Source organism: Pseudanabaena cinerea FACHB-1277, assembly GCF_014696345.1.
Classification (GTDB): domain Bacteria; phylum Cyanobacteriota; class Cyanobacteriia; order Pseudanabaenales; family Pseudanabaenaceae; genus Pseudanabaena; species Pseudanabaena cinerea.
Window position 1 is genome coordinate 64,439 of the sequence record NZ_JACJPY010000010.1, and the last position, 20,350, is coordinate 84,788.

At 42.5% G+C, this 20,350-nt stretch carries 17 protein-coding genes and 1 pseudogene; 1 reads left to right on the forward strand and 17 read right to left on the reverse strand.

The genetic code is table 11. The features are described 5' to 3' along the window. Positions 1 to 22: 22 nt before the first annotated feature. From H6F44_RS05545 to H6F44_RS05600, 12 genes are all read right to left on the reverse strand, one after another. On the reverse strand, positions 23 to 1,321 hold the full coding sequence (locus H6F44_RS05545) for a DUF1802 family protein (RefSeq protein ID WP_190349961.1): 1,299 nt from the start codon (positions 1,319 to 1,321) through the stop codon (positions 23 to 25). Between the two features lie 19 nt (positions 1,322 to 1,340). Beyond that, positions 1,341 to 3,302, reverse strand: a complete 1,962-nt coding sequence (locus H6F44_RS05550; RefSeq protein WP_190349962.1) for a hypothetical protein — start codon at positions 3,300 to 3,302, stop codon at positions 1,341 to 1,343. Between the two features lie 12 nt (positions 3,303 to 3,314). Beyond that, positions 3,315 to 3,953 (reverse strand): hypothetical protein, encoded by a 639-nt coding sequence (locus H6F44_RS05555; protein ID WP_190349963.1) that lies wholly within the window; start codon positions 3,951 to 3,953, stop codon positions 3,315 to 3,317. A 225-nt stretch (positions 3,954 to 4,178) separates the two neighbouring features. Continuing rightward, positions 4,179 to 4,553 (reverse strand): DUF2442 domain-containing protein, encoded by a 375-nt coding sequence (locus tag H6F44_RS05560; RefSeq protein WP_322096170.1) that lies wholly within the window; start codon positions 4,551 to 4,553, stop codon positions 4,179 to 4,181. 44 nt (positions 4,554 to 4,597) lie between these two features. Beyond that, positions 4,598 to 4,918, reverse strand: a complete 321-nt coding sequence (locus tag H6F44_RS05565) for a hypothetical protein (RefSeq protein ID WP_190349964.1) — start codon at positions 4,916 to 4,918, stop codon at positions 4,598 to 4,600. 96 nt (positions 4,919 to 5,014) lie between these two features. Then, positions 5,015 to 5,425: a hypothetical protein gene (locus H6F44_RS05570; protein ID WP_190349965.1), complete on the reverse strand. Its 411-nt coding sequence runs from the start codon at positions 5,423 to 5,425 to the stop codon at positions 5,015 to 5,017. Between the two features lie 203 nt (positions 5,426 to 5,628). After that, positions 5,629 to 6,195 (reverse strand): hypothetical protein, encoded by a 567-nt coding sequence (locus H6F44_RS05575; RefSeq protein ID WP_190349966.1) that lies wholly within the window; start codon positions 6,193 to 6,195, stop codon positions 5,629 to 5,631. Continuing rightward, on the reverse strand, positions 6,192 to 7,415 hold the full coding sequence (locus H6F44_RS05580) for an AAA family ATPase (protein WP_190349967.1): 1,224 nt from the start codon (positions 7,413 to 7,415) through the stop codon (positions 6,192 to 6,194). Before H6F44_RS05580 ends, H6F44_RS05575 begins: the two co-directional genes overlap by 4 nt. A 169-nt stretch (positions 7,416 to 7,584) precedes the next feature. Continuing rightward, entirely contained in the window at positions 7,585 to 8,799 is a 1,215-nt protein-coding gene (locus H6F44_RS05585; RefSeq protein WP_190349968.1) for a type II secretion system F family protein, read from the reverse strand. Between the two features lie 57 nt (positions 8,800 to 8,856). Then, positions 8,857 to 10,011 carry a type IV pilus twitching motility protein PilT gene (locus H6F44_RS05590; protein ID WP_190349981.1) on the reverse strand — a complete coding sequence of 385 codons (1,155 nt, stop codon included), beginning with the start codon at positions 10,009 to 10,011 and terminating at the stop codon, positions 8,857 to 8,859. A 94-nt stretch (positions 10,012 to 10,105) separates the two neighbouring features. Then, complete coding sequence (locus H6F44_RS05595; RefSeq protein ID WP_190349969.1) at positions 10,106 to 12,121, reverse strand: GspE/PulE family protein; 2,016 nt, start codon at positions 12,119 to 12,121, stop codon at positions 10,106 to 10,108. A gap of 135 nt (positions 12,122 to 12,256) precedes the next feature. Beyond that, positions 12,257 to 14,350 (reverse strand): D-alanyl-lipoteichoic acid biosynthesis protein DltD, encoded by a 2,094-nt coding sequence (locus H6F44_RS05600; protein ID WP_190349970.1) that lies wholly within the window; start codon positions 14,348 to 14,350, stop codon positions 12,257 to 12,259. A gap of 200 nt (positions 14,351 to 14,550) precedes the next feature. On the opposite strand from H6F44_RS05600, the gene H6F44_RS05605 reads away from it, so the two are divergent. Continuing rightward, entirely contained in the window at positions 14,551 to 14,880 is a 330-nt protein-coding gene (locus tag H6F44_RS05605) for a hypothetical protein (RefSeq protein WP_190349971.1), read from the forward strand. On the opposite strand, the gene H6F44_RS05610 is transcribed toward H6F44_RS05605, so the two are convergent. The 5 genes and pseudogenes from H6F44_RS05610 to H6F44_RS05630 form a co-directional block, all read right to left on the reverse strand. Next, entirely contained in the window at positions 14,877 to 16,358 is a 1,482-nt protein-coding gene (locus H6F44_RS05610) for a cobyric acid synthase (protein WP_190349972.1), read from the reverse strand. The two genes, H6F44_RS05605 and H6F44_RS05610, sit on opposite strands and share 4 nt — an antisense overlap. Before the next feature lie 117 nt (positions 16,359 to 16,475). Next, a complete protein-coding gene (locus H6F44_RS05615) occupies positions 16,476 to 17,642 on the reverse strand; it encodes an amino acid ABC transporter permease (RefSeq protein ID WP_190349973.1) in 1,167 nt (388 codons plus the stop codon). A 109-nt stretch (positions 17,643 to 17,751) separates the two neighbouring features. Continuing rightward, the gene (locus H6F44_RS05620) at positions 17,752 to 17,898 is read right to left on the reverse strand and encodes a hypothetical protein (protein ID WP_190349974.1); all 147 of its coding nucleotides are present in this window, start codon (positions 17,896 to 17,898) and stop codon (positions 17,752 to 17,754) included. A gap of 207 nt (positions 17,899 to 18,105) precedes the next feature. Beyond that, positions 18,106 to 18,510: pseudogene (locus tag H6F44_RS05625) on the reverse strand (Uma2 family endonuclease); the annotation flags it as partial. A 135-nt stretch (positions 18,511 to 18,645) separates the two neighbouring features. Continuing rightward, positions 18,646 to 20,223 carry a hypothetical protein gene (locus H6F44_RS05630; protein ID WP_190349975.1) on the reverse strand — a complete coding sequence of 526 codons (1,578 nt, stop codon included), beginning with the start codon at positions 20,221 to 20,223 and terminating at the stop codon, positions 18,646 to 18,648. Between the last annotated feature and the right edge of the window lie 127 nt (positions 20,224 to 20,350).

Sequence of the window (20,350 nt, forward strand, 5' to 3'; positions counted from 1 at the left end):
TTTATGGTTCACTAAAAATATATTAACTTGGCAAGTCTCGCAAGTAATAAAAGCGATCGCCTGTTCCACCATCACCCTTAACTCTTCCCAAATATCCCGCCAATGGTGAAGAAAGTTCGATTAAAATATCAGAAAGTTCGTTATCTTCTAGATGTTTTGGATAGTTTGAAGCGTCAAAAACACCCGAAAGATAATCAATTCCAACTTTTTTGTTAGCTTTTTTAACCAAATTGACAATATGAGATCGCAGTTTGATTTCAAGTTTTGCTTTTTCAATGAATCCTAAAATTTTAGAGTTAGAGTCTTCACCAAACGGTTCACTTTCTAAGCTCAATTTTAAATCTTGTAGATTAATCGCCCCTGAATGTGTGAGTTTAAGTTTAACTAGCTCTTCTAAGGTTTCTGGTCTGATAACGTTCATTTTATTTCCTATGGCGACTGGATTAGAATGATGATTGAGAGAACCTGCGGCAATTATAATTTTGACTGCTTTTTCGTAGTGGTTGGGGAAATGTGCTTGACCAAGATAGGTAAGCTGGCTACATACTTCTGTAGGGATTTTTTGATTAGCACTTGCTTTACACTCTCCAACTACTGGATAGGGTAATTCACAGCATAGATCAATACCTCCTGCCCCACCTGTTGCTTCAGGATCGAGACTAGCTTTAGGGTTAGTATTAGAGTTACTAAAACCTAGAAATATAAAGCTTTTTCTAACTAATTTTTCAAACTCATGACCACCACTTGAATTACCAACCTTTGCAATTTTTTGAATCCAGTCAAGATTTTTAGATGTTTCTATTTTTTGCTGAAGTTCTGCTTCTTCTATCATTCTCTGAATTTGAACATCTAGCGGCTCAGGTGGTTCTAGATTTTCAACTTCTCTTTTTCGTTTTTCATAGGTGATATCATCTAAAACTGGTTGCAGGTCATTGATATAAACTCTGTCTTCTAGGGCTAAAAATACTCCTTTTGTACTGTTTTTGATGATGATAGGTGATGGTAAATGGTAAACCCGTAGATAGCTAAGCCAAATAAAGTCATTTTGTTCTAAGGCATTTTGTAAACTTTCTGCGGGTATTTGTAAACGTGCCGCAAGAATATCACACTTATTTTTTTCAGAGAACTGTTGACTTCCATCACAACGCGCCCATGCAGAGATTTTAACCTCACTAGCTGATGGATCATCACTACATAAAGCAAAACTTTGTTGTGGTCTATTGAAAGATTGAGCGTGAATAGCTGTAATACTTCCCGATTCAAGGGAAGACAGAACGCCTGACGGCAGGCGTAATGCAGCAAAAATTGTTGCTTCTGTCATATTTCTTAGCTGAAGTAGATTAGATTACATCATCTTTTAAATCAGTTGCGACACTGTTTGTACTTACATCTATTGTGGTAAATGTCGGTTTAGGAATACGCTCAAGTTTACTGGCGAGATTAGCTAGGTCTGACAACTTAAAGTCTTTAGAGACTCTCGTTTCTGGCTTACTTAGTATCTCTTTAATCAAAGGATTATTAATCAAAATTCGCTCTTGATTGACATATTCCCAAATTTGCTGCTCAGTTAATGGTTCTTGATCATCTTGACCAAGCTTATCAACGAAAGACTGTAATGCTAATACAGGAGCAATATGATCTGTATGGAATTGAACCCATTCACCGCCCTTCTGTATGATTTCTAGGGCATATCCTCTAGCCATCTTACCGCCTATATCGTCAGAGCGAATCAAACAAGCTCTTGTTTGATTTAGTTCATTAAATTTAACTAGCTTTTCTAAAGCTTTAGTTAAAGACACTCCCGTTTTCTGGATTACAGCAACACCAATAAAGGCATAGTGACCTTTCTGGCTATCTGCTTTACGAACTTTGACCTTAAAAGGAACAATGTCTTTGTAAGCTTTATCCTGTTCATCAATGACAGCAAAGATCTTCATTTCGTCAACAACTTGATCGATCAGATGATCAAAAGCAAATCTTAAAGCCTTTGTGATTTTTTCAGGCTCTTCAAAAAGATCGGCTTCTAGCTTGTCAATATCGCTATAAACGTCTTGCAGATGCTGCTGATAGCGATCTTTAATTTGTAAGGTGATTGTCTGTTTTTTAGGTTTTGGATCAATAGGCATATCAATCCCAACAGGGGGCTGAGGAGTCCAATTCTCCTCACAATAGCGCAAAACTTTACGGGCTATAGCTGTTCCATTTGAGAAAAATTGGATTAACTTCTCTCTATCAAAAGGATAAAATGGATCAGGTGGAATCACACTGTGCTGCGTGTAAAATTCTTGCAAACGATGCTCAATCAACGCAAGACTAGCTTCTACGCCAAGTTCTTCCAACTTGATTTCATTTCTTACGCGATCCTTGGCTGCCAAGATTGTCGTATTCATAGGACAGTCAATAGGATCTCTGATCTCTTCGCGATATGTCTTAGGAAACATGGCAAACAAGAGAACTATGCGTTTCTTATAAAAATCTTTGGCTAGGCTAAATACAGCTTGGGCAGTTGTCAGCATTAAACTACTGATATTTGGAGTGTCTAGCTCGTCAAAGCAAAAAACAACTGTTTTATACCTAGTAATCAGGCTCAATAAATCACTAGTGTAAGAAAAAGAATCACCATCACGATCTGGAGGAAGTCCCAAACTCTTAGCTGAGTCGTCTGCCAGTTTTTTGCCAGCTAACCACATAGCCGCAAATGGTGCAGCTTCGGGTATAAGCGTCCACAGAATCGCCCTAATCAAGTATATATTTTTTAGACTTTCAAGTTTGTGAGCAATTCCGTTAGTCCAGTCATTGATTCGGCTAGGATTTTTCCCTAAAATACTAGGGAACTGATTGACAAGATGCTCAACCGTACAAGGTCGATCTCCTCTTGCCTCAAAATACATTTCTGCTGCTAAAACCTGCCACTGAGTGACGTTAGGACGATATTCACGTTTAAGGCTGTATACCAGAGCTTGTAGAAGTTCAGATTTAACCTTATCCAAATTTTCATACTCACCCATGTAAACAAAAAAGGCTTTGTCATTCAAGTGTAAATGGTGATGTAGTCTAGCCAGTAGCTGAGTTTTCCCCAAACCACGTTCACCAATAATAACAGCACCTTCTACCTCTGATTTTCCAGTATCGACTGCATCAATCAATGCTAGAACTTGCTCAAAAGCAGACTGATTGATAGACGTTACGCCAGAGTAATCGTTGCTCCAAACATTATGTTGCGCTGTAACCTTTGCAGAGAAGGGATTGTGTTGCTCAATCAGTTGATTGATGATTTTAGGATCAGTAAATTCATTTGACATAGTTTTAACCCCCTATTTCACCTTTTTGGTAGCATAACAACGTAAACCATTGATAGGCGTGGAAACAGAATCTTCAAGCTTATCTCTTGCGTTGTCTTCAACAGCATTTTCTTGTAGCAGTAAAAGGCTATCTGCTTGCATCTTAACTAGCCAGTCATTAAACTCTGTACGAGTTAACCGATCGCCAATTGATCGGCGAATCTTGTAAATTGGTACGAAGTTATCGTAGTTGTAATCACGATTAAGTTGATCGTAAGTTTCTAAAGCCACAGCCTTAAACTCATCGTAAGACGAAATCTTCGGCGCAGACTCAACACCCGCAACCTCACCCGAATTTTTTTGAAACCAACGCAACGCCGCATCAGCCAAACGACTACTCACCACAGACGCAGCCTGAAAACTAAAATCAGGCGATCGCAAACCCTCCGCCAACCTTTGCAAACCCACATCCGTCAGCGCATACTTTTTAGAAACAGCGATCGCCCCACCATCGATCAAAGACTGCAAAGCATTTTTGTATTCAGCTTTCTTAATATCTTTGTCCTTACCACTAAAAGACGGCAAAACCGCACCCTTATTTACTTCACCCTGACCATTACCCAGATCCCAAATACCCAACAGCAAACGAATCTCAGCATTATTTATAGACATCTTAATTAACTCTCAATAGTTATTTAGGGCAATTCTCTGGGGATTTGCCAGAAAATAGAGCAAAAACAAAAACCATCACACCCGCTATTTTCATGATAGTACTTTTGTGTCCTTTTTGCTAAAGTTTCCGAGAAAATTAAAAATTAAGATTTGTAAGGTTTATAGACTGATTTTAGCGATCGCCCATCCGTCAACCCATCAGCAAGAAACCAAGCGATCGCTATCTCATATCTGTAACAACTTTTTGGGGCGACCCCCCTTTTTGCCATTATCGCGAGACGCTTTTGCTTTTGCTTCAGAAGTAGCCTGTCCGCCTTTGCATCCTAACTGTGACATCCACGCCTTTGTTCCAAAAATACCTGCAACTAATCCAGTAATGTCAAAGTCTGCATCTAAACGCTCCCAATGAACACTGCTCCCCGATGCGTCAAGCCATACATCATCAAGATCTTCAGCAGTAGCTTCCGCTAATCCTTGCACTAAGGTTGGTGGAAAGCTAAAGAAAGCTCCATTCTTAAGAGAAATTACAATCAGTCTAGACAAACGATCAAACCGAACGGATATTGCCCTTGGCTCAGTGGCATCTGACTCTTGTGCCACAGCCTTAGCGCTTACGATTTGAGCGTCTAGTTCTTCCTCGCTGATTAGATTGTTCCAATTTTTGAACTGTATATTAACAAATCTTCAACAGATTCAATAACTTTCAAAGCTTCTTTCTGCTCATCTTCACTATCCAAGACAGCCCATGTTGTAAATAATTGATTGATTCTTTGTCTTTTGAGATTTTGCTTTTCTGGATTGCTATTATTAATCTCACTCATGGCAAAATCCCAAGCAGTTGCCGATGAAGACTTGGTAATTCGCTGTTGATTAAAAAAATGTACAAAATTTAATAACTCTGGAATGTATTCTTCGGGAGTTTGCTCGATCGCATCTAATAGTTCAAGCCTTTGTCTAGTTAGCATATAGAGAATCTCCAACCGATACACTGAAATATTGAATTTACCAGATATTTTAGCAATCTTGTCTATGCGATCGCCATACTCCCAAATCCCTAAATCCTAACCTTCAGCCACCACAGCCTCATCAGTAGAACTATCTGAAGCGATCGCCACTGTAGGAACATGAGCAATCCACTTCACCAAATAATTACCCATCCTTGCGCCGATCTGCGTACCCTCAAACTCAAAATCAGGCGATCGCAAATACTCACCCAACAACTCAAACCCAACCTGCGTTAACGTTGCATTTTTGATGTTGCCATTCTTTAGTCTCGTCAAAGCGATCGCCCCATCCGCCTCCAACGCCGCAAAAACCTCATCATAGTCACTAGCCTTTTCCTTAGTGCGAGTAAGCGGCTCAATCTTCCCCTTACCCAGAGCCTGATCAACCCCAGCTACAGCCCATAGCACTAACAACACACGAGTTTTTGCGCGTTGAATTTTATTTTCGTCATTTCCGATAAGAGCCATAATATTTGTGTTGATATTTATAAATATTTTGAGAAGGTGAATGTCATAAAAAGACCTAGCTACACCCGCCCATCCTAGGATAATACACTTAGAGTCTATCTTCTAATTTTTTTAGATTAAATCATCCAAAACTCATAAGACAGCAAATGAATAACTATCGCCTATACCCATAATTATTATTTCACGGTTAAGATTTTCAGAACTTAATCTGTGGCGATCGTCCTTTTGCGGATCGCACGGGCAACAAGCGGGGCTTTTTTCTCCAGACCCTCAAGGCTTATTTCGCCATCAGCATAGGTTCGATACCATTCTCTACGTTGTCGTACAATTACCTCATTATTTAATTTTTGCTGAGTTTGTTTGACTTTTGCGATTTCAGAACTTGGTATTTTCTCAATTTGAGGTACTAAACTAAATGTCAACAATTCTACTTCAAACCATTCATCTCCAACCTCAAATGGATCTAAAATTTGATCGTCTGCCCTCTTAGAACTGTTGATCCAAGCTGAGGCAAAACGATAATTAGCCCAGTCGTAGGCTTTTGTGCGATCTTGATGGCAACTAATGTAATGGTCTACTGTGCCGATTGGCTCAAACATTGCTGAATATCCGCAAAGATTTTGAAATCCATCGGCAAGATGTTTCCGAAAAGGCGACCATAAATCTCTTGGTCTTTTCTTATCAGGATTTTTTGAGAGCCAATCTTCACCTTTTTGTCTGACTTCTCGATCAAAATCGGGAGGCTCTGGTACAGAATCAAAATGAATCATTTCTGTCTTGCCTCATTTTTGACAGTCCAGCCAATCCAGAAAGGATCGTGACCAGGAATGACTTTTTCGAGTTCTGCTTGAATTTGTGCGAATGTCTTTAAATTGTCAGGAAATTTATAGGACCAATCTTTAACAGCCCAAGCTTGAGCCGCACCAATTGCTGCTTCGGCTTCTCGCGATCGCGCTTGTTTGAGGTCAAAAATTTCTGAAGTCAGCCATCCCACCACATCACCTTGCTTCACCCAAGGAATTTCATTGAGAGTTACCTCGCTTCCAAGTAACTCAAAAAGAAATAATTTGTCTAGCTCTTCCTCAAAATACGGTTCAGCAGATGCTAACACCATCGGTGAATGTGTCGTTGTAACAACTTGCACTTCAATTTCTGGATTTAATAATTTACAAACTTGAAGAATGGCAGGAAGAATAGTTCTTTGCCATTTGGGATGTAAATGTGCTTCTAATTCATCAATTAGAAAAACAATTTTTTTGAGTGGCTCACTTCTTTTGAGTTTTGCAATTTGAATATGTTCTTCCCAAGCCCAGACAAGCATATATGCCAAACTTAGTATTCTTTGAATACCAGAAGAGGCATGAGTTATAGGAACATTGCCATAAGGTAAAGAAAGGGTAGGAATTTGACGGCTATCATCTACTGAAAGCCTTACAGATGAACCAACTTGCATTAGCTCATCGGGATGCGACAGATGTTGAATTACACTTTGGAGAATTTGATAAGGTGTTTCTGTTTGTTTTAGCTGCCAATAGTCAAGATCATGAATCAGCCCCATACAAGGTATGGAGCCATTATTAAATATTAATCCGTTCAGAACTTGATTTGATGTGAAGTTGTAAACTTCATTAGGAGTGAATTGTCTTAATGGATCGAAAATCGAAAATCCTCCATCAATACGACTATAGATAACAATCTCATTTTCTTGTGAACGCCGAAAATTTTGCCATCTTTGTTTATCAAATAGAAAGACACTCTCGCCTTCTTTCCCATTACTGACTTGAAAGCGAATATATGGAGGAATATCTTGGTCGAAATTTGGTAGTGCTGGCAATCCAATCCAATTATCTGTCAAGGCAAACCAGATTACATCAAGTAGAAAACTCTTGCCTAAGCCATTGTCACCCGTAAGAATGTTAAGGCGATCACCAAACTCAATTTCAAGATCTCTTATCGAACCAATACCTCTTAAGTTCAATTTGGTTAACATTCTTTATCCCTTTTTCTTTATAGAGTCTGTCATATCTAATGCTTACGATGTTTTGAGAAAGGCGATCGCCTTCGCATAATAACTTGCAGGCTCTGGCTAAGGCGGCGAGATCGCCAAAAAATACAAAAAATAAAGGAGTGCTTTGCACTCCTTCTCTTTTGACTTGATATTATTTGATTTTGTCCATAATTGAGAAGATCGGCAAATACATTCCCACAATAATCGAACCAACCATGCCCCCAAGGACAATGATCATTAATGGTTCCATTAAACTTGTTAATGCCTTTACCGCCTCCTCCACTTCATTTTCATAGAAGTCCGCCACCTTCATCAACATCTTATCGATTTCCCCAGTCTCTTCACCAATGCTAATCATTTGCAAAGCCATCACTGGAAATACCTGCGTTTTTTCCATTGCAGGGGCAATTTGTCCGCCCTCCTTCACCGCCTCCCGCGCTGAATCGATCGCATTGGAAATCACCAAATTACCCGCCGTCTCTCCCGTAATTTCGAGGGAACTCAAAATTGGTACACCTGCCTTTGACAAAGAACCAAAGGTACGGGCAAAACGGGCAACCGCAGTCTTGACAACGAGATCACCAAATAGGGGTAGTTTTAGAAACAAGCCATCAAAGTAGAGCTGCCCTGGGGGGGTAGCATAGATGCGTTTGTAAGCGAATGCAATCACAAAAATAGTGATAGGAATAATAGAAACCGATGGACTCTTCAGAAAATTACTAATATTAACCAAGATCTGGGTAAACGCAGGTAATTCTCCACCCAAGCTTTTGAATACGCCATCGAATACAGGAATGATGAAAATACACATACCGAGGAAAATCAAAACAGCGATCGATGTGACCACAATCGGATAGGTCATCGCCGTTTTAATCTGGTTATTCAGCTTTGCCGAGTCTTCCAACAAACTTGCCAAGCGAGCCAATACATCATCAAGGACACCGCCCGTTTCCCCCGCTTGAATCATCGCGCAGTAGAGATTATCAAAGATCTTCGGATGCTTTCTCAAGGAATCTGAAAAGTTTGTCCCCTGCTGTACATCGTCTAAGACCCTAGCTAGAGCAGCTTTAAGACGCGGATTAGCGCATTGGTCAACCATGACACCCAAGCCACGCACCATCGATACCCCTGCGTTCACCAAGGTGGCTAACTGCCGTGAAAACAGCGCGAGATCCTTAACGGTGACTTTTTGCATCGACAGAGAGAATTCGGCAAAGTCAAAGCCGCCCTGTACTTCCTTGATTTCCTGAACAACAAAACCCTTTTGCCGCCATGCTTCGCGGGCTTCCTTGACTGACTCAGCTACCATCGTCTGTTTGACAGCCTTGCCCTTAGAATCCTTCAGCATTCCTTGAAATCTTGCCATAATGACACCTCATTAATACAGCTAAAACAGAGCTAAAATACACCCAAAAGGTACAGTCTAACCGCTAATTGATCGCGACTTAATCATATCCTGCGATCGGATATCACCCGTCGACTTCCGTTTCATGACTGGAGCAGGGTTAGGACCAACTACACGCAATAATTCTTCAGGACGCGAAGTTTTAGACATCGCTGCCTCAAAGGTAATATCGCCTTCTAAATAGAGCTTAGCCAAGACCGACTCAAGGGTTTGCATCGATTCCTTACCACCAGTTTGGATAAAGCCATACATTTGCGCCGTCTTACCTTCACGGATCAGGTTCGAGATTGCAGGTGTTACCACCATGATTTCTTGCGCCATTACCCGTCCAAACTGCCCTGGTTGGGGGTTGTGGCGCGGCACTAGGGTTTGGCTAAGTACTGCCACAAGGGAGTTAGAAAGCTGAACGCGGATCTGCCCCTGTTGTTCAGGAGGGAATACATCCACCATGCGATCGACGGTTTGTGAGGCAGAGCTAGTATGGAGCGTACCAAATACTAGATGCCCCGTTTCCGCCGCCGATACCGCCAGTTGGATCGTCTCCAAATCGCGCATTTCCCCCACCAGAATTACATCTGGATCTTCTCTCAGTGCTGCTTTGAGGGCATTGCCAAAGGTTTTAGTATCTTCTCCCACTTGGCGCTGGTGAATAATACTTTTCACCGACTCATACACAAATTCAATGGGATCTTCAACGGTGAGAATATGTTCGGCACGGGTTTTGTTGATGGTTTGGATCATTGCCGCGAGGGTGGTGGTTTTACCTGAACCCGTTGGACCTGTCACTAAAACTAAACCACGGGGTTTTTCGCTAAGTTCGCGTACAATCGGTGGCAAGTTAAGATCATCCATGTCAGGGATCTTTGAGGAAAGCGCCCGCAAACAAGCGGCATAGGTTCCCCGATCCTTATAGACATTGACCCTAAATCTGGCTAGTCCTTTAACACCATAGGAGCAGTCTAATTCCCAGTTTTGTTCGAGGGCTTTGCGTTGGTTATTATTCAACATCGCAAAAATTAGACGTTGACATTCTTCTGGACTTAGGGGGTCGCGCTCGGTGCGGGTGAGATGTCCACTGATGCGGATGTAGGGTGGCAAACCTGCGGAAATATGCAGGTCAGAACCTTTACGTTCTACCACTTCTTCCATCAAGTCTTCGATAATATAGTCCATGACCATAGCAGTTGATTCTCCTAAGCGAATTAAATAAATTAAGTAAATTAAGAATAGTTGAACAGAAAAGGGCATAGCCCTTTTCTGTTTGTGATTAGAACGATCGCGGTGTGGTGCAGTAAGGACATTCCACAGTCTCAGGGGTCAGCATTGCGTCACAATTTTCACATTCCAAACCTTTACCGCGTCGGGCGCGTTCTTCGGCTTCCCGTCCTTTATCGGTATACACAACCCGTAATACTTCATCGAGGCTAGTTGCACCTTGGCGTACTAGGTCAAAAGCATATGCCATCAAGGTTTTCATGCCTTCCTGTACGGCAATTTCCTTAATGACTTCCGTGGTTGCGCCTTTGTTGATCGCACTTTGCAGGCGTTCGGTCATTTTCATGATTTCATAAACCCCAGCCCGCCCTTTATAGCCTGAGCCGTTGCACTTAGGACAGACACGCTGACCTGGGAGCATGGCTTCACGGTTGACGATATTGGCTCTATAGAAGGTCTTTTCCAGATCGCTACTGGGTAAGCCAAAGCGATCGAGTTCTTCTTGGGTGGGGTTATAGGGGATGCGGCAGTTGTCGCAGATGCGGCGCAATAGACGCTGTGCCAGTACACCGATGATGGCGGTACTTGCCATGAATGGTTCTACACCCATTTCTTCGAGTCGGGCAATGCTACTGGGTGCATCGTTGGTATGCAGGGTGGTCAAGACTAAGTGTCCTGTCAGCGCCGCTTCGATCGCCGTTTTTGCGGTTTCTGCGTCACGGGTTTCACCCACCAGAATTACGTCAGGATCTTGTCTCAGGAAGGCGCGAAGAATACTAGCGAAGGTCATGCCCTTTTCGCGGAGTACCTGACATTGGGTTAGCCCAGGCAGGTTATATTCGACGGGATCTTCGGCGGTACTGATGTTAATACCTGGGTCGTTACATTCGGCGAGGGTGGAATATAGGGTGGTGGTTTTGCCTGAACCTGTGGGGCCAGTAACGAGGATCAGCCCATAGGGACGTTTAGCAAAGCTTTGCATCAACGCCAAACTTTCAGGATCGCTGATGAGTTTGTTTAGTCCTAGTTGGGTGTTGGAGTTGTCTAAGATCCGTAGGCAGATTTTCTCGCCGTTTTGGGTGGGGCAGGTATTAACGCGGAAGTCAACGCGGCGACCTTGGAAGTTGCGCTTGAGTTTGCCATCTTGGGGAACCCGTTTTTCAGCGATGTTGAGGTTGGAAATGATTTTAAAACGGGAAATGACTGCATTAATAATGCTCTTGGGCAGACGCTTATTTTCGCTGAGGAAGAAGTATTCGCGCAATACACCATCTTTGCGGAGGCGAATACAGAGATCCTTTTCCTGTGGCTCGATGTGAATGTCGGAGCAACCTTCTTTGAGCGCTCTAACGAGAATTTTGTCCACAAGGCTGATGATTGGTGCAGAGTTTTCACCGCCCACCATCAATTCATCATCTTTGTTGTCCTCCGCAATATCATCACCAAAGACATCATCCTTGACTTGCAGATCTTCTTCAGCGATCGCCCCTTCCGCCTTAGAGCTTTTATTGATCTGAAACTGGATAATATTATCAAAGGTGCGATGGAAGTCTTCGCGGGCTATTACACGCCTGATGACGGTCATATTTTTAATCAGGCGCGTGATTTCACTCTGTACCTTAAAACTATCGGGCGATACGACCGCAATGGTGATGCTATTCTCAGTCTTAGCAAGGGGCAGAATTTCACAGTCGCGGCAACTGGCGATGGGGATGATATTGGAGTCAAGCAGAGCGCTGAGGGCGGCTATATCAAATTTATCAACATCAACATCGGGATCAATTGGCTCAATGCCATAGAGAACGCGCAGTTCAAAAAGCTGTTGGCGCTTGTAATAGCGGGTGATGTCTGGGGCAAGCTGTTGTCCGAGGATCTGCTCTAAAACATTAATGAAGGGAACGTTCTGCTCTTGGCTATCTTTGACGGCGCGATCAAATTGGTCGGAGGTGGCATGACCAGCCTGAATCAGTTTGCTCTCGAAGGGGGTGCGCCCCCCGCGTTTGGCAAGAGCCTTGGTTTTACTTTTTAAGCTTGAGGCGGTAGTTGGTGCTTGATCTGAGGTATTCATAGCCCAAGAGTTCCTAAGATTGGATGATATGCGTTCAATGAAGAAGCCGTAAGGCGATCATAGCTGTTTGGATCGCGTTATTGGGCAAAAATAGCACAAGTGCTTCAGAGTTTTAACAAAAATTATTTAAGAAAATTATTTAAGAAGTTGCCAAGGGATCTTTGTGTTTTGGGCGATCGCTTGAGCGATCGCGATCGCACCTTGCTTATTTAGGTGACTAGGATCGGAAAATAAAGCTGACTGGGTGGCAAGGTCGGCGGATAAATTCAGGTATACAAATCCTTCTCGTTTTGCCAGCTCCGCCATGCGATCGTTAAAGGTAGCTTCGTAGGTTTGGCGAATAGTATCGAGATAGGTTTCATGGAGCGGCATATTCACAACTACGAGTTGAATATTGTTGCGCCGACAAAATTCGACCACATTGTTAAAGGCTTCAAACTGGGAGCCATTGGTCTCGAAGTAGCGATAGTCAAGGTCATAGTCCCCTGGAACTTGGGGATATTTCTGGAAATAGGTATTGGGGTCAAAGGTGACATCAAAGGTGACAAAGCCTTTGGGGTCAAGAATATTAGCGGTCTTAGGGGCATTTGCGGCAATCAGTGACTCGCTGTTGCTGAGGGCTTGGGTATTGCGATCAAAGTTTTTAATTACGGAATTGCGGACTTCTTGGCGTTGGTTACTAGTGCTAAAAACTTGGGCGATCGCCTGTGTAACGGGGTTAGCAGGTGGCACAGGTGTAGCTGAATTTTGGGCTATGGGCAGATTACCTTGTTCTTTTAGTTTCGCTTGAAGTTGTTTGTAACCAATAGAAGCCGTAATTTCATCATAGGTAATGTCATTGCGCTTGCTGTTAAAGGCACGGAGTCCATCAGCCCAAATGATCATCCTTGGCAATTGGGGGCGTTCGAGGATTTGCGTAATTTGAATATTCACCACCTGCGCGGTCGCGCCATCAATGCCAAAATTAAAGGCGCTGATATTTTTGTACCCTTGTTTGGCGAGGGACTGTTCGAGGGTGGTGGGTTCAATGCCACGCAAGGCTCTAGAACTGCCCACGATCATCACATCGGGCGATCGCTGCTTTTGGGTAATATGCCAATCAATCAGCAGCAGCTTTTCATTGAGGGCAGCAATATTAAAGTTGGGTGAGGGTTTGTCCTCAATTTTGGTGACATTTTTAGCAATGGTCTGTTTACCTTTCGATGCTCCTGAAATCACAGAATTTAATTCAAGGGCGCTCACTTTTTCTGAACTTGCACCTGAATTTCTGCCTGAAGAGGATTGAGTAGCTAAATTCGCTTGGGTTTGATAGCTTAGGGTGCGATCAATTGCAAAGGTTGTGGCGATGCCGATCGCTAAGCTGATTAGCCCCATAGGTATAGAAATCTTCTCACCAATAGTATGGGGCGAGGAATTAGGGGCTTGTTTTTTGCCAAGCCATTCTAGTTGGAAAATCGGCTGCATGATCTGGACTAGTGGCAGCAGTCGTTCTAGGCTACGGGAATTTCTATTTTCCAGATCTGCTAGATCGGCAGTAGCGCGATCGCCATTTGCCAAAGGCTCAACATCTAAATATAGATTAGGATCAGCATTGATACTGTGATCCTCACTCCTAGAGGGGGAATTGATCGCTAATAGATCAATTTCAAAAGACCAATTAGGCTGTTTTTTGTCAATGTTGCGATTGGAAACAGTGACTGCTTGAAAATATTCGGCTGCCTTTAAATTGCGAAGTGTATCTAGGATCGGTAGCGCTATTTCCGCCTGCAAGATGGCAGTACGAGTTTCGCATAATAGATTCAGGCAATGATCTTGCAATAACAGTTTGAGCCTTACCTGTGGCAACTTGGCACGAAGATCGGCAATTACGGCGGCGGCAATGGTCGCGGCTTCGGCAATTGGTAAATCTACCCCCAACGCCCAAAAATGCCCATGCAGCTTGAGGCGGCGAATCCCTTCGGCAAACAAAACTGAGCTTTGCAAATCCTGCGTGCTTAGGGCGATCGCCTCTAAAATCTTGGTAGCCCCATCGGCTTGGCGATCGCGGCTATAGAGATATAGGCAGTCGTCTTTTTGTTTGGTATTTGCCAAATTCAGTCCTAATATTTCCTCTGGCAGGGCGGGAGGCAATGTGGGCAAAGGCAAGTCTGGCTGTGTGTCCTGAGGATCGCACTCATTTACCTTAGATCCTGTAGTTGGGGAATTGATCTCTAAGGACAAGGTTTCCATTAGTTACTAAGCAATAGGGACTTCAAAATTTTGCTAATCAGGTTAACACGCGCAATCGTAATTCTCATTTTAAATCATACAAAATTGTAAAATGGCTACTCCCTAGCGCATTTAAAAATTTTCTTGCGAGCGCAAAGCACTGTAAGATGAATCAAAAGAATCTGTGATGAACTTTGCGATGACATAAATGAGGGTCGGTAATGTCTAAACAAGATGATCAAAAGTCCCGTAATCGAGATATCAAGCACCAAATCGAAAAAACATTACATCAGGTCGCTGACGTTGCCCAAAAGCAATACCAAAAAGGTGTTTATAAGGCACATAAAACCGTTGACAAACAAGTTGACAGGTTGCGCGATCGCGTTGAAGAATTTGATAGCTGGGCAGTAGAAACCGTTAACGAAACCCTCGAAAATGTGGAAAAGAAATTAGAAACCCAAGTTGCTCAGCCAGTTACCCAAAAAGTGAATAGGGCGGTCTCGCGCCTACAAAGGGCAGCGCGATCGGCTTGGCAAAATCTCACTGACTAAGCTAAATAGCGGCAAACTGCACTGAGATCGAGATGGGTCTCAATGAGATCCGCCATGCTGTTATAGAGTTGTTGTTGATGGGCTTGCCAGAGGATTTTGGCGGGTTGATAGTTGGCGATCTTGGCTAACTGCACAAGGCTTTGACGAACCTGCGGCGACTCAAATATGCCATGCAAATAGGTTCCCCAGACCCGATCGCTTTGCCAACCTTCATCCCGCCTTGTGCCTGCATCATCAACTTGCAAAAATGGCTGCATTGGGGGAGATTGATCAAGATTGTTAATCGGTTCCGTAATACCCATATGGATCTCGTAGGCATTCCATCGATCAGTATGTTGTTCGGTTTGATAAATCGCTGTCACCTGCCGCACCTGCTTTACTTCCATAAATTCCGTTCGCATTGGCAACAGCCCTAACCCCCGTATTTCACCTGCATTACCTGCGACACCTTGGCGATCGCGCAAAACCTGCCCTAACATTTGATAGCCACCACAGATGCCGACAATGGGAACGCCCTGCTGATGTGCTTCTAGAATTGCCGAGGCTAAGCCCGTTGACCAGAGCCATTGCAGATCGCTCAAAGTGTTTTTGCTCCCTGGCAAAATAATCACCTGAGCATCGATGAGATCCCGCACCTGATCGATCCAGCAGGTCGCTATGCCTAGATCCAATTGCCAAGGCTGACTATCTTGAGAATTGGATAAATGGGGAAACCTGATCCAAGCAATTTTCGCGCCACTACCCTTCGACTCCGCCTCAATACATAAACTATCTTCGCTTTCGGGCTGCAAATCATTTTCATAGGGCAGCACACCCAAATAGGGAAGATTGGGCATATGTTTATGGAAATGGAATTCGGCATCATTAAATAAACGCAAATCGCCACGAAATTTATTCACCACAAAGCCTAGTCCCAGATTTTGGGCGATCGCTGGCATCAGGTGATATGTACCAATGATTTGTGCGAATACGCCGCCCTTTTCAATGTCGCCCACCAATAGCCAACGCCCCTGCAAATGCACAATGGGGCGCAAATTGACGAGATCGCGCTGCATCAGATTTAGCTCAACAGGGCTGCCTGCCCCCTCTAGCAGCAATAGGTCACAGCGATCGCGCCAAAATTCGAGGGTTTCCGCGACAGTTAGCCAGAGGCTCTCAATATGTTGGTAATAGTCAACGGCGGCAATATGTTCTCCTGCTCTGCCGAGTAATACTAATTGGGAAGTTCCTTTACCCGATGGTTTAAGTAGGATCGGGTTCATTTCGGCGATCGGGCGCATTCCACAAGCGATCGCCTGTACCGCCTGCGCTCTGCCAATTTCGCCGCCCTCTAGGGTGACATAGGAGTTATTAGACATATTTTGAGCTTTAAACGGTGCAACCCTAACCCCCTGTCGCCGCAACCATGCCCCCAAAGCCGTCACCATCCAACTTTTGCCAGCATTAGATGAGGTTCCCAATACAGAAATAGCTTTCATGTTTTATCCATTGCCCTATAAAATTGTCCCTGCAACAGGTTTGCTAGATTTTACAGTGATTACCAATCAAACTAGCTATAGGAAAGTTTTTGGCAGGATGCTATCAATTTAAGGCTTCTACGCTAATTTTTTCTCTAGGTTTTGACTGAATTGGGAGAGGGAGAAACAAAATAGCCAATAGATTGCGGCGACAAATAAATAGACTTCACTGTAACGACCGATAAATTCGGGCTGGGATAGGACAGTGCGGGCAACGCCCATCAGGTCAACTAAACCCACGATCGCTACTAGAGATGTGTCCTTAAATAGCCCAATAAACTGCCCGACGATCGCAGGAATGGAAGCTTTGAGCGCTTGGGGCAGAATGATTAAGGCGATCGCTTGGGGAACATTTAACCCCAAAGCTCTGGCAGCTTCGGCTTGCCCCTTGGGAATTGACTGTAAACCACCCCGCACATTTTCGGCGAGATAGGCGGCGCTAAACAATATAAAAGCCGCGATCGCCCTTAACACGCGATCTATTTCCAATCCTGCGGGTAAAAATAAAGGCAGCATCACCTGCGCCATAAATAAAATGCCAATTAAGGGCAGACCGCGCACGATCTCTATATAAAGAATGCAAAATATTTTGACTACGGGTAAATCGCTTTGTCGCCCCAATGCCAACAATATGCCCAAGGGGAAAGAAAAGACAATTCCTGAAATCGCCACTAGGAGCGTTAAAACCAGACCGTTCCAAACATTTACATCCACAGGCGTTAGTCCTGCATTGCCGCTCAATAGCCAGAGGGAAATAGGCAAAGATAAAACCCAAGCGATCGCCAAAATCAAAGAGCTTGTGGTAAATATTTTAATTTTCTGCCCGATCGCAAACCCAAGGGCGATCGCTCCTGCCGTACCAAAAACCAGAAATTTCGAGATGCCATCAACGGGCAGTAAAATCGCTAGGGCAGTTGCTAAAGCACCAATGGCGATCGCCACAAAACGGCTAAATCTGCCCCAGATTCCCCATGAAATTCCTGATAATGTGCCAGCGATCGCTAAAATAATCCACAAGCGCCAAAACTCTGCTTCAGGATATAGCCCCACCAAAAACAGTCGCAAATTACTACTGACCACTGACCACTGGGCGATCGTGGTTGTCCAATTCCAGATTCCGACTACCATCTGAGACAGCAACCAAACCGAGATCAGGGTCAAAATACTATTAAACCAACTGTCAAATAGATTTTTCTTTGCCCATTGGCTGGAGGTCGTGACTAACGGGGCTAAATTATGTGGCATTCAGAAAAGCTACCAAAAACTGATTAAGTGTTGCCAAGATTATGCCAAAAAAGAAAGCGTTACTTGGCAACGCTTTCTTTTTTAGTCTTTAATAATTAATGTAACTTGATTAGCGATTACTTTCAGCAGCAGGATCGCCTTTGTAAGGTTGCTCGCCAGTGGCAGGAAAATCATCGTTGCTAGGGGTGAAAATTCTGGCGATCGCATCGCTTAGATATTCCACCATGTTCCTAAGTTGTTGCATTAGACCGTTCATAACTATCACCCTCAAAACTATAATTTTAGAGATTTAGAGAACTGAGTCAAGAGCTAGCTTTTTATTTCTAACTTTTATTCCTAACTATGTATATCCTAATACTTAAATTGTCAGCAACTCCTGATTTTAAGATCTTGTAACAATTGGTTGATGCTCAACTATCGCGATCGCATAGGAACAAACCATAGACATATCTGATTTCTCCGCTCACTCAATACCAAGCGATCGCATTTTTGCCTTTAATTCCTGTAACTCCGCCTTAGCCTGCTCAGCAGTTTGGCGCTCCTGCTCAGCAATTTGCCGCGCTTGATTAGCTGCTAACATCTCATTTTTAGCCGCTTCTTGGGGTGTTGGCAACAAAGCCCCCTCCAACGAAAAATACCGCAATTGGCGATCGTGAATTCCTAAGAAAAACCCTAAAGTCTCGCTCCATAGCCAGCCCCGATCATTGGCAACAATAGGGCGATACTTATTAAAATCCAACCTAAACCCAGCAAACTCTAATGTGTCTGGTGAGAAATAAAAGTATTCGGGAAAGTATTCGGGTGTGTGAAACCTTTCTGCATATAAATCTCGCTTTAAGGTGCGATCGGTATTCGCAGTGGAATCCGATCTAGTTCACGCGCCATAATTGCTGTCATAGATTTATTCTCCTGATGCAGTCACAACTAATTATAGATGATCCCACTTTAGTAATTGATGCACTATTAGCAGCAGTAGTTTCTTATATAGCAGACTTTAATTTGTTTAATTCTCTTGTTTTTTTAATCTGGAAAACACCTGCAAATTATAACCTTTTACCTTTGCGATGTTCAGAAAATCGGATGAAAATTCATTGATACTATCTTTCAGTTCCCATTGACCACCGATTAGCTTTGAAATGTTGTTAAAAGAGGTAAGAGAGTTGGGAGAAACAATTAAGACAGATATACTTTCCTTCTCGGCTAATGAAATAACTCTCAAATATGGCGGCAGAAAGATTTTTTTTGCATGAATCTTAGCTGGATAATAAGCTTGTTCATCACAAAAAACTACATCATCTTTTGTGACATTTTTAATAACAAATTTTTCAGCCTTGCTATAGTCGCCACGTTCCCATTTAAAAAATATCCTTGTAAACATACCAGAGGACGCAAAAATCAATAAAATCAAATTGAATATAATGATAGTCTTCGTGATTTTATCTGTTAATATATTATGGTAATTATAATGTTTGTTCAGAAACTTATCTAAGGTCATCAACAGAGAAATAGTAGTTGGTATAAAAATCATCCATGAATAATAGGCAGGGATTTTTCCAACAATTGATAATGTCAATGAAACTACAATAATATTTACTACGCCAAAAAACGCACTAGACTTAAACCTAAACTGTTTTTGTGAAATCTGCCATCCAATTATTGTAAGTAAACAAATCAACACACAAACGGTGCTATAGTCTCTTACTAAAAAGATTATTGGTTTAATTAAAAGCCCAGTGATTGAAAACCTATCTTGTATGCTAGGATCGCCCACCAAGTCATACACAAAATTAGAATTATCAACTAAATTGTTAATCAGCTTACTGTGGGGAGCTATCGACAGGAGAAAATATTTTAATACCCCTCTATCAATATATACTAATGTAAGCATTAAAAGTCCAAATAGAGAACTAAATTGAACTATTAAAAATTCTTTTAGTAAAGCTCTTTTTAAAAAGCAGACTAAAACGATTCCTAAGACAAAAGAATAAACTAGTAACTGTAATCCTGCAAATGGGAAAAGTACAGAAAGGATAGAAATTGAAATATATCGTAAGAATTTATTTCTAATGGAATAGCAAAGAAAAACCAAGGAACAAAGTAATATACAAATTACATCTGACCTTCCTGATCGATAACTATATGTGATGCCATAATCAGTCAAAATCAAAAATACTAGTGCTAATCTGGAGATTTGTTTTTTTATTAAATCTAACCTAATAGTAGTCAGCCAGATGAATACGACTACACCAACCATATAGATGTAATTGATCGATCTCACACTAGTTGGATTAAAACCGAAAATACGAATCCAATAGTATAGAAATATCTGATGTAAGGGTACATTTCCCGCCCAAAATTGATCGCCATTTTGGGCATACCAACCTGTAGATGTAAATCCATTACCGAAGTAAAGATTAGCGGATGGATCGGTATATAATACCTCATCTGTCTCAATTATCGGGCTTTTTGATGCTGTTAACAAGTTAAATGCTAACCAAATCGCTACAATACACAGTAAAACAACTAACTCATTAATTTGAATTCCTGTCTTTACTGTTGATTTATTTTGATTATCTACCATATTTTAATTTAATTAAGTAAGCTTATCTTACTTTTCCCGTTAAGTATGAATTTGAGCAAGAAGCCAGCCCTGACAAAGTTCGCGTAAATTAGACCAGCCACGCCAGAGGACTTGAATACCAATGGGA

Excerpts from the sequence above, each read along its gene's own strand:
- H6F44_RS05575 (WP_190349966.1), bottom strand. The coding sequence starts at position 6,195 with ATGATTCATTTTGATTCTGTACCAGAGCCTCCCGATTTTGATCGAGAA.
- H6F44_RS05600 (WP_190349970.1), bottom strand. The coding sequence starts at position 14,350 with ATGGAAACCTTGTCCTTAGAGATCAATTCCCCAACTACAGGATCTAAG.
- H6F44_RS05615 (WP_190349973.1), bottom strand. The coding sequence starts at position 17,642 with ATGCCACATAATTTAGCCCCGTTAGTCACGACCTCCAGCCAATGGGCA.
- H6F44_RS05585 (WP_190349968.1), bottom strand. The coding sequence starts at position 8,799 with ATGGCAAGATTTCAAGGAATGCTGAAGGATTCTAAGGGCAAGGCTGTC.
- H6F44_RS05555 (WP_190349963.1), bottom strand. The coding sequence starts at position 3,953 with ATGTCTATAAATAATGCTGAGATTCGTTTGCTGTTGGGTATTTGGGAT.
- H6F44_RS05545 (WP_190349961.1), bottom strand. The coding sequence starts at position 1,321 with ATGACAGAAGCAACAATTTTTGCTGCATTACGCCTGCCGTCAGGCGTT.
- H6F44_RS05550 (WP_190349962.1), bottom strand. The coding sequence starts at position 3,302 with ATGTCAAATGAATTTACTGATCCTAAAATCATCAATCAACTGATTGAG.
- H6F44_RS05620 (WP_190349974.1), bottom strand. The coding sequence starts at position 17,898 with ATGAACGGTCTAATGCAACAACTTAGGAACATGGTGGAATATCTAAGC.
- H6F44_RS05595 (WP_190349969.1), bottom strand. The coding sequence starts at position 12,121 with ATGAATACCTCAGATCAAGCACCAACTACCGCCTCAAGCTTAAAAAGT.
- H6F44_RS05570 (WP_190349965.1), bottom strand. The coding sequence starts at position 5,425 with ATGGCTCTTATCGGAAATGACGAAAATAAAATTCAACGCGCAAAAACT.
- H6F44_RS05565 (WP_190349964.1), bottom strand. The coding sequence starts at position 4,918 with ATGCTAACTAGACAAAGGCTTGAACTATTAGATGCGATCGAGCAAACT.
- H6F44_RS05580 (WP_190349967.1), bottom strand. The coding sequence starts at position 7,415 with ATGTTAACCAAATTGAACTTAAGAGGTATTGGTTCGATAAGAGATCTT.
- H6F44_RS05610 (WP_190349972.1), bottom strand. The coding sequence starts at position 16,358 with ATGAAAGCTATTTCTGTATTGGGAACCTCATCTAATGCTGGCAAAAGT.
- H6F44_RS05605 (WP_190349971.1), top strand. The coding sequence starts at position 14,551 with ATGTCTAAACAAGATGATCAAAAGTCCCGTAATCGAGATATCAAGCAC.
- H6F44_RS05630 (WP_190349975.1), bottom strand. The coding sequence starts at position 20,223 with ATGGTAGATAATCAAAATAAATCAACAGTAAAGACAGGAATTCAAATT.
- H6F44_RS05590 (WP_190349981.1), bottom strand. The coding sequence starts at position 10,011 with ATGGACTATATTATCGAAGACTTGATGGAAGAAGTGGTAGAACGTAAA.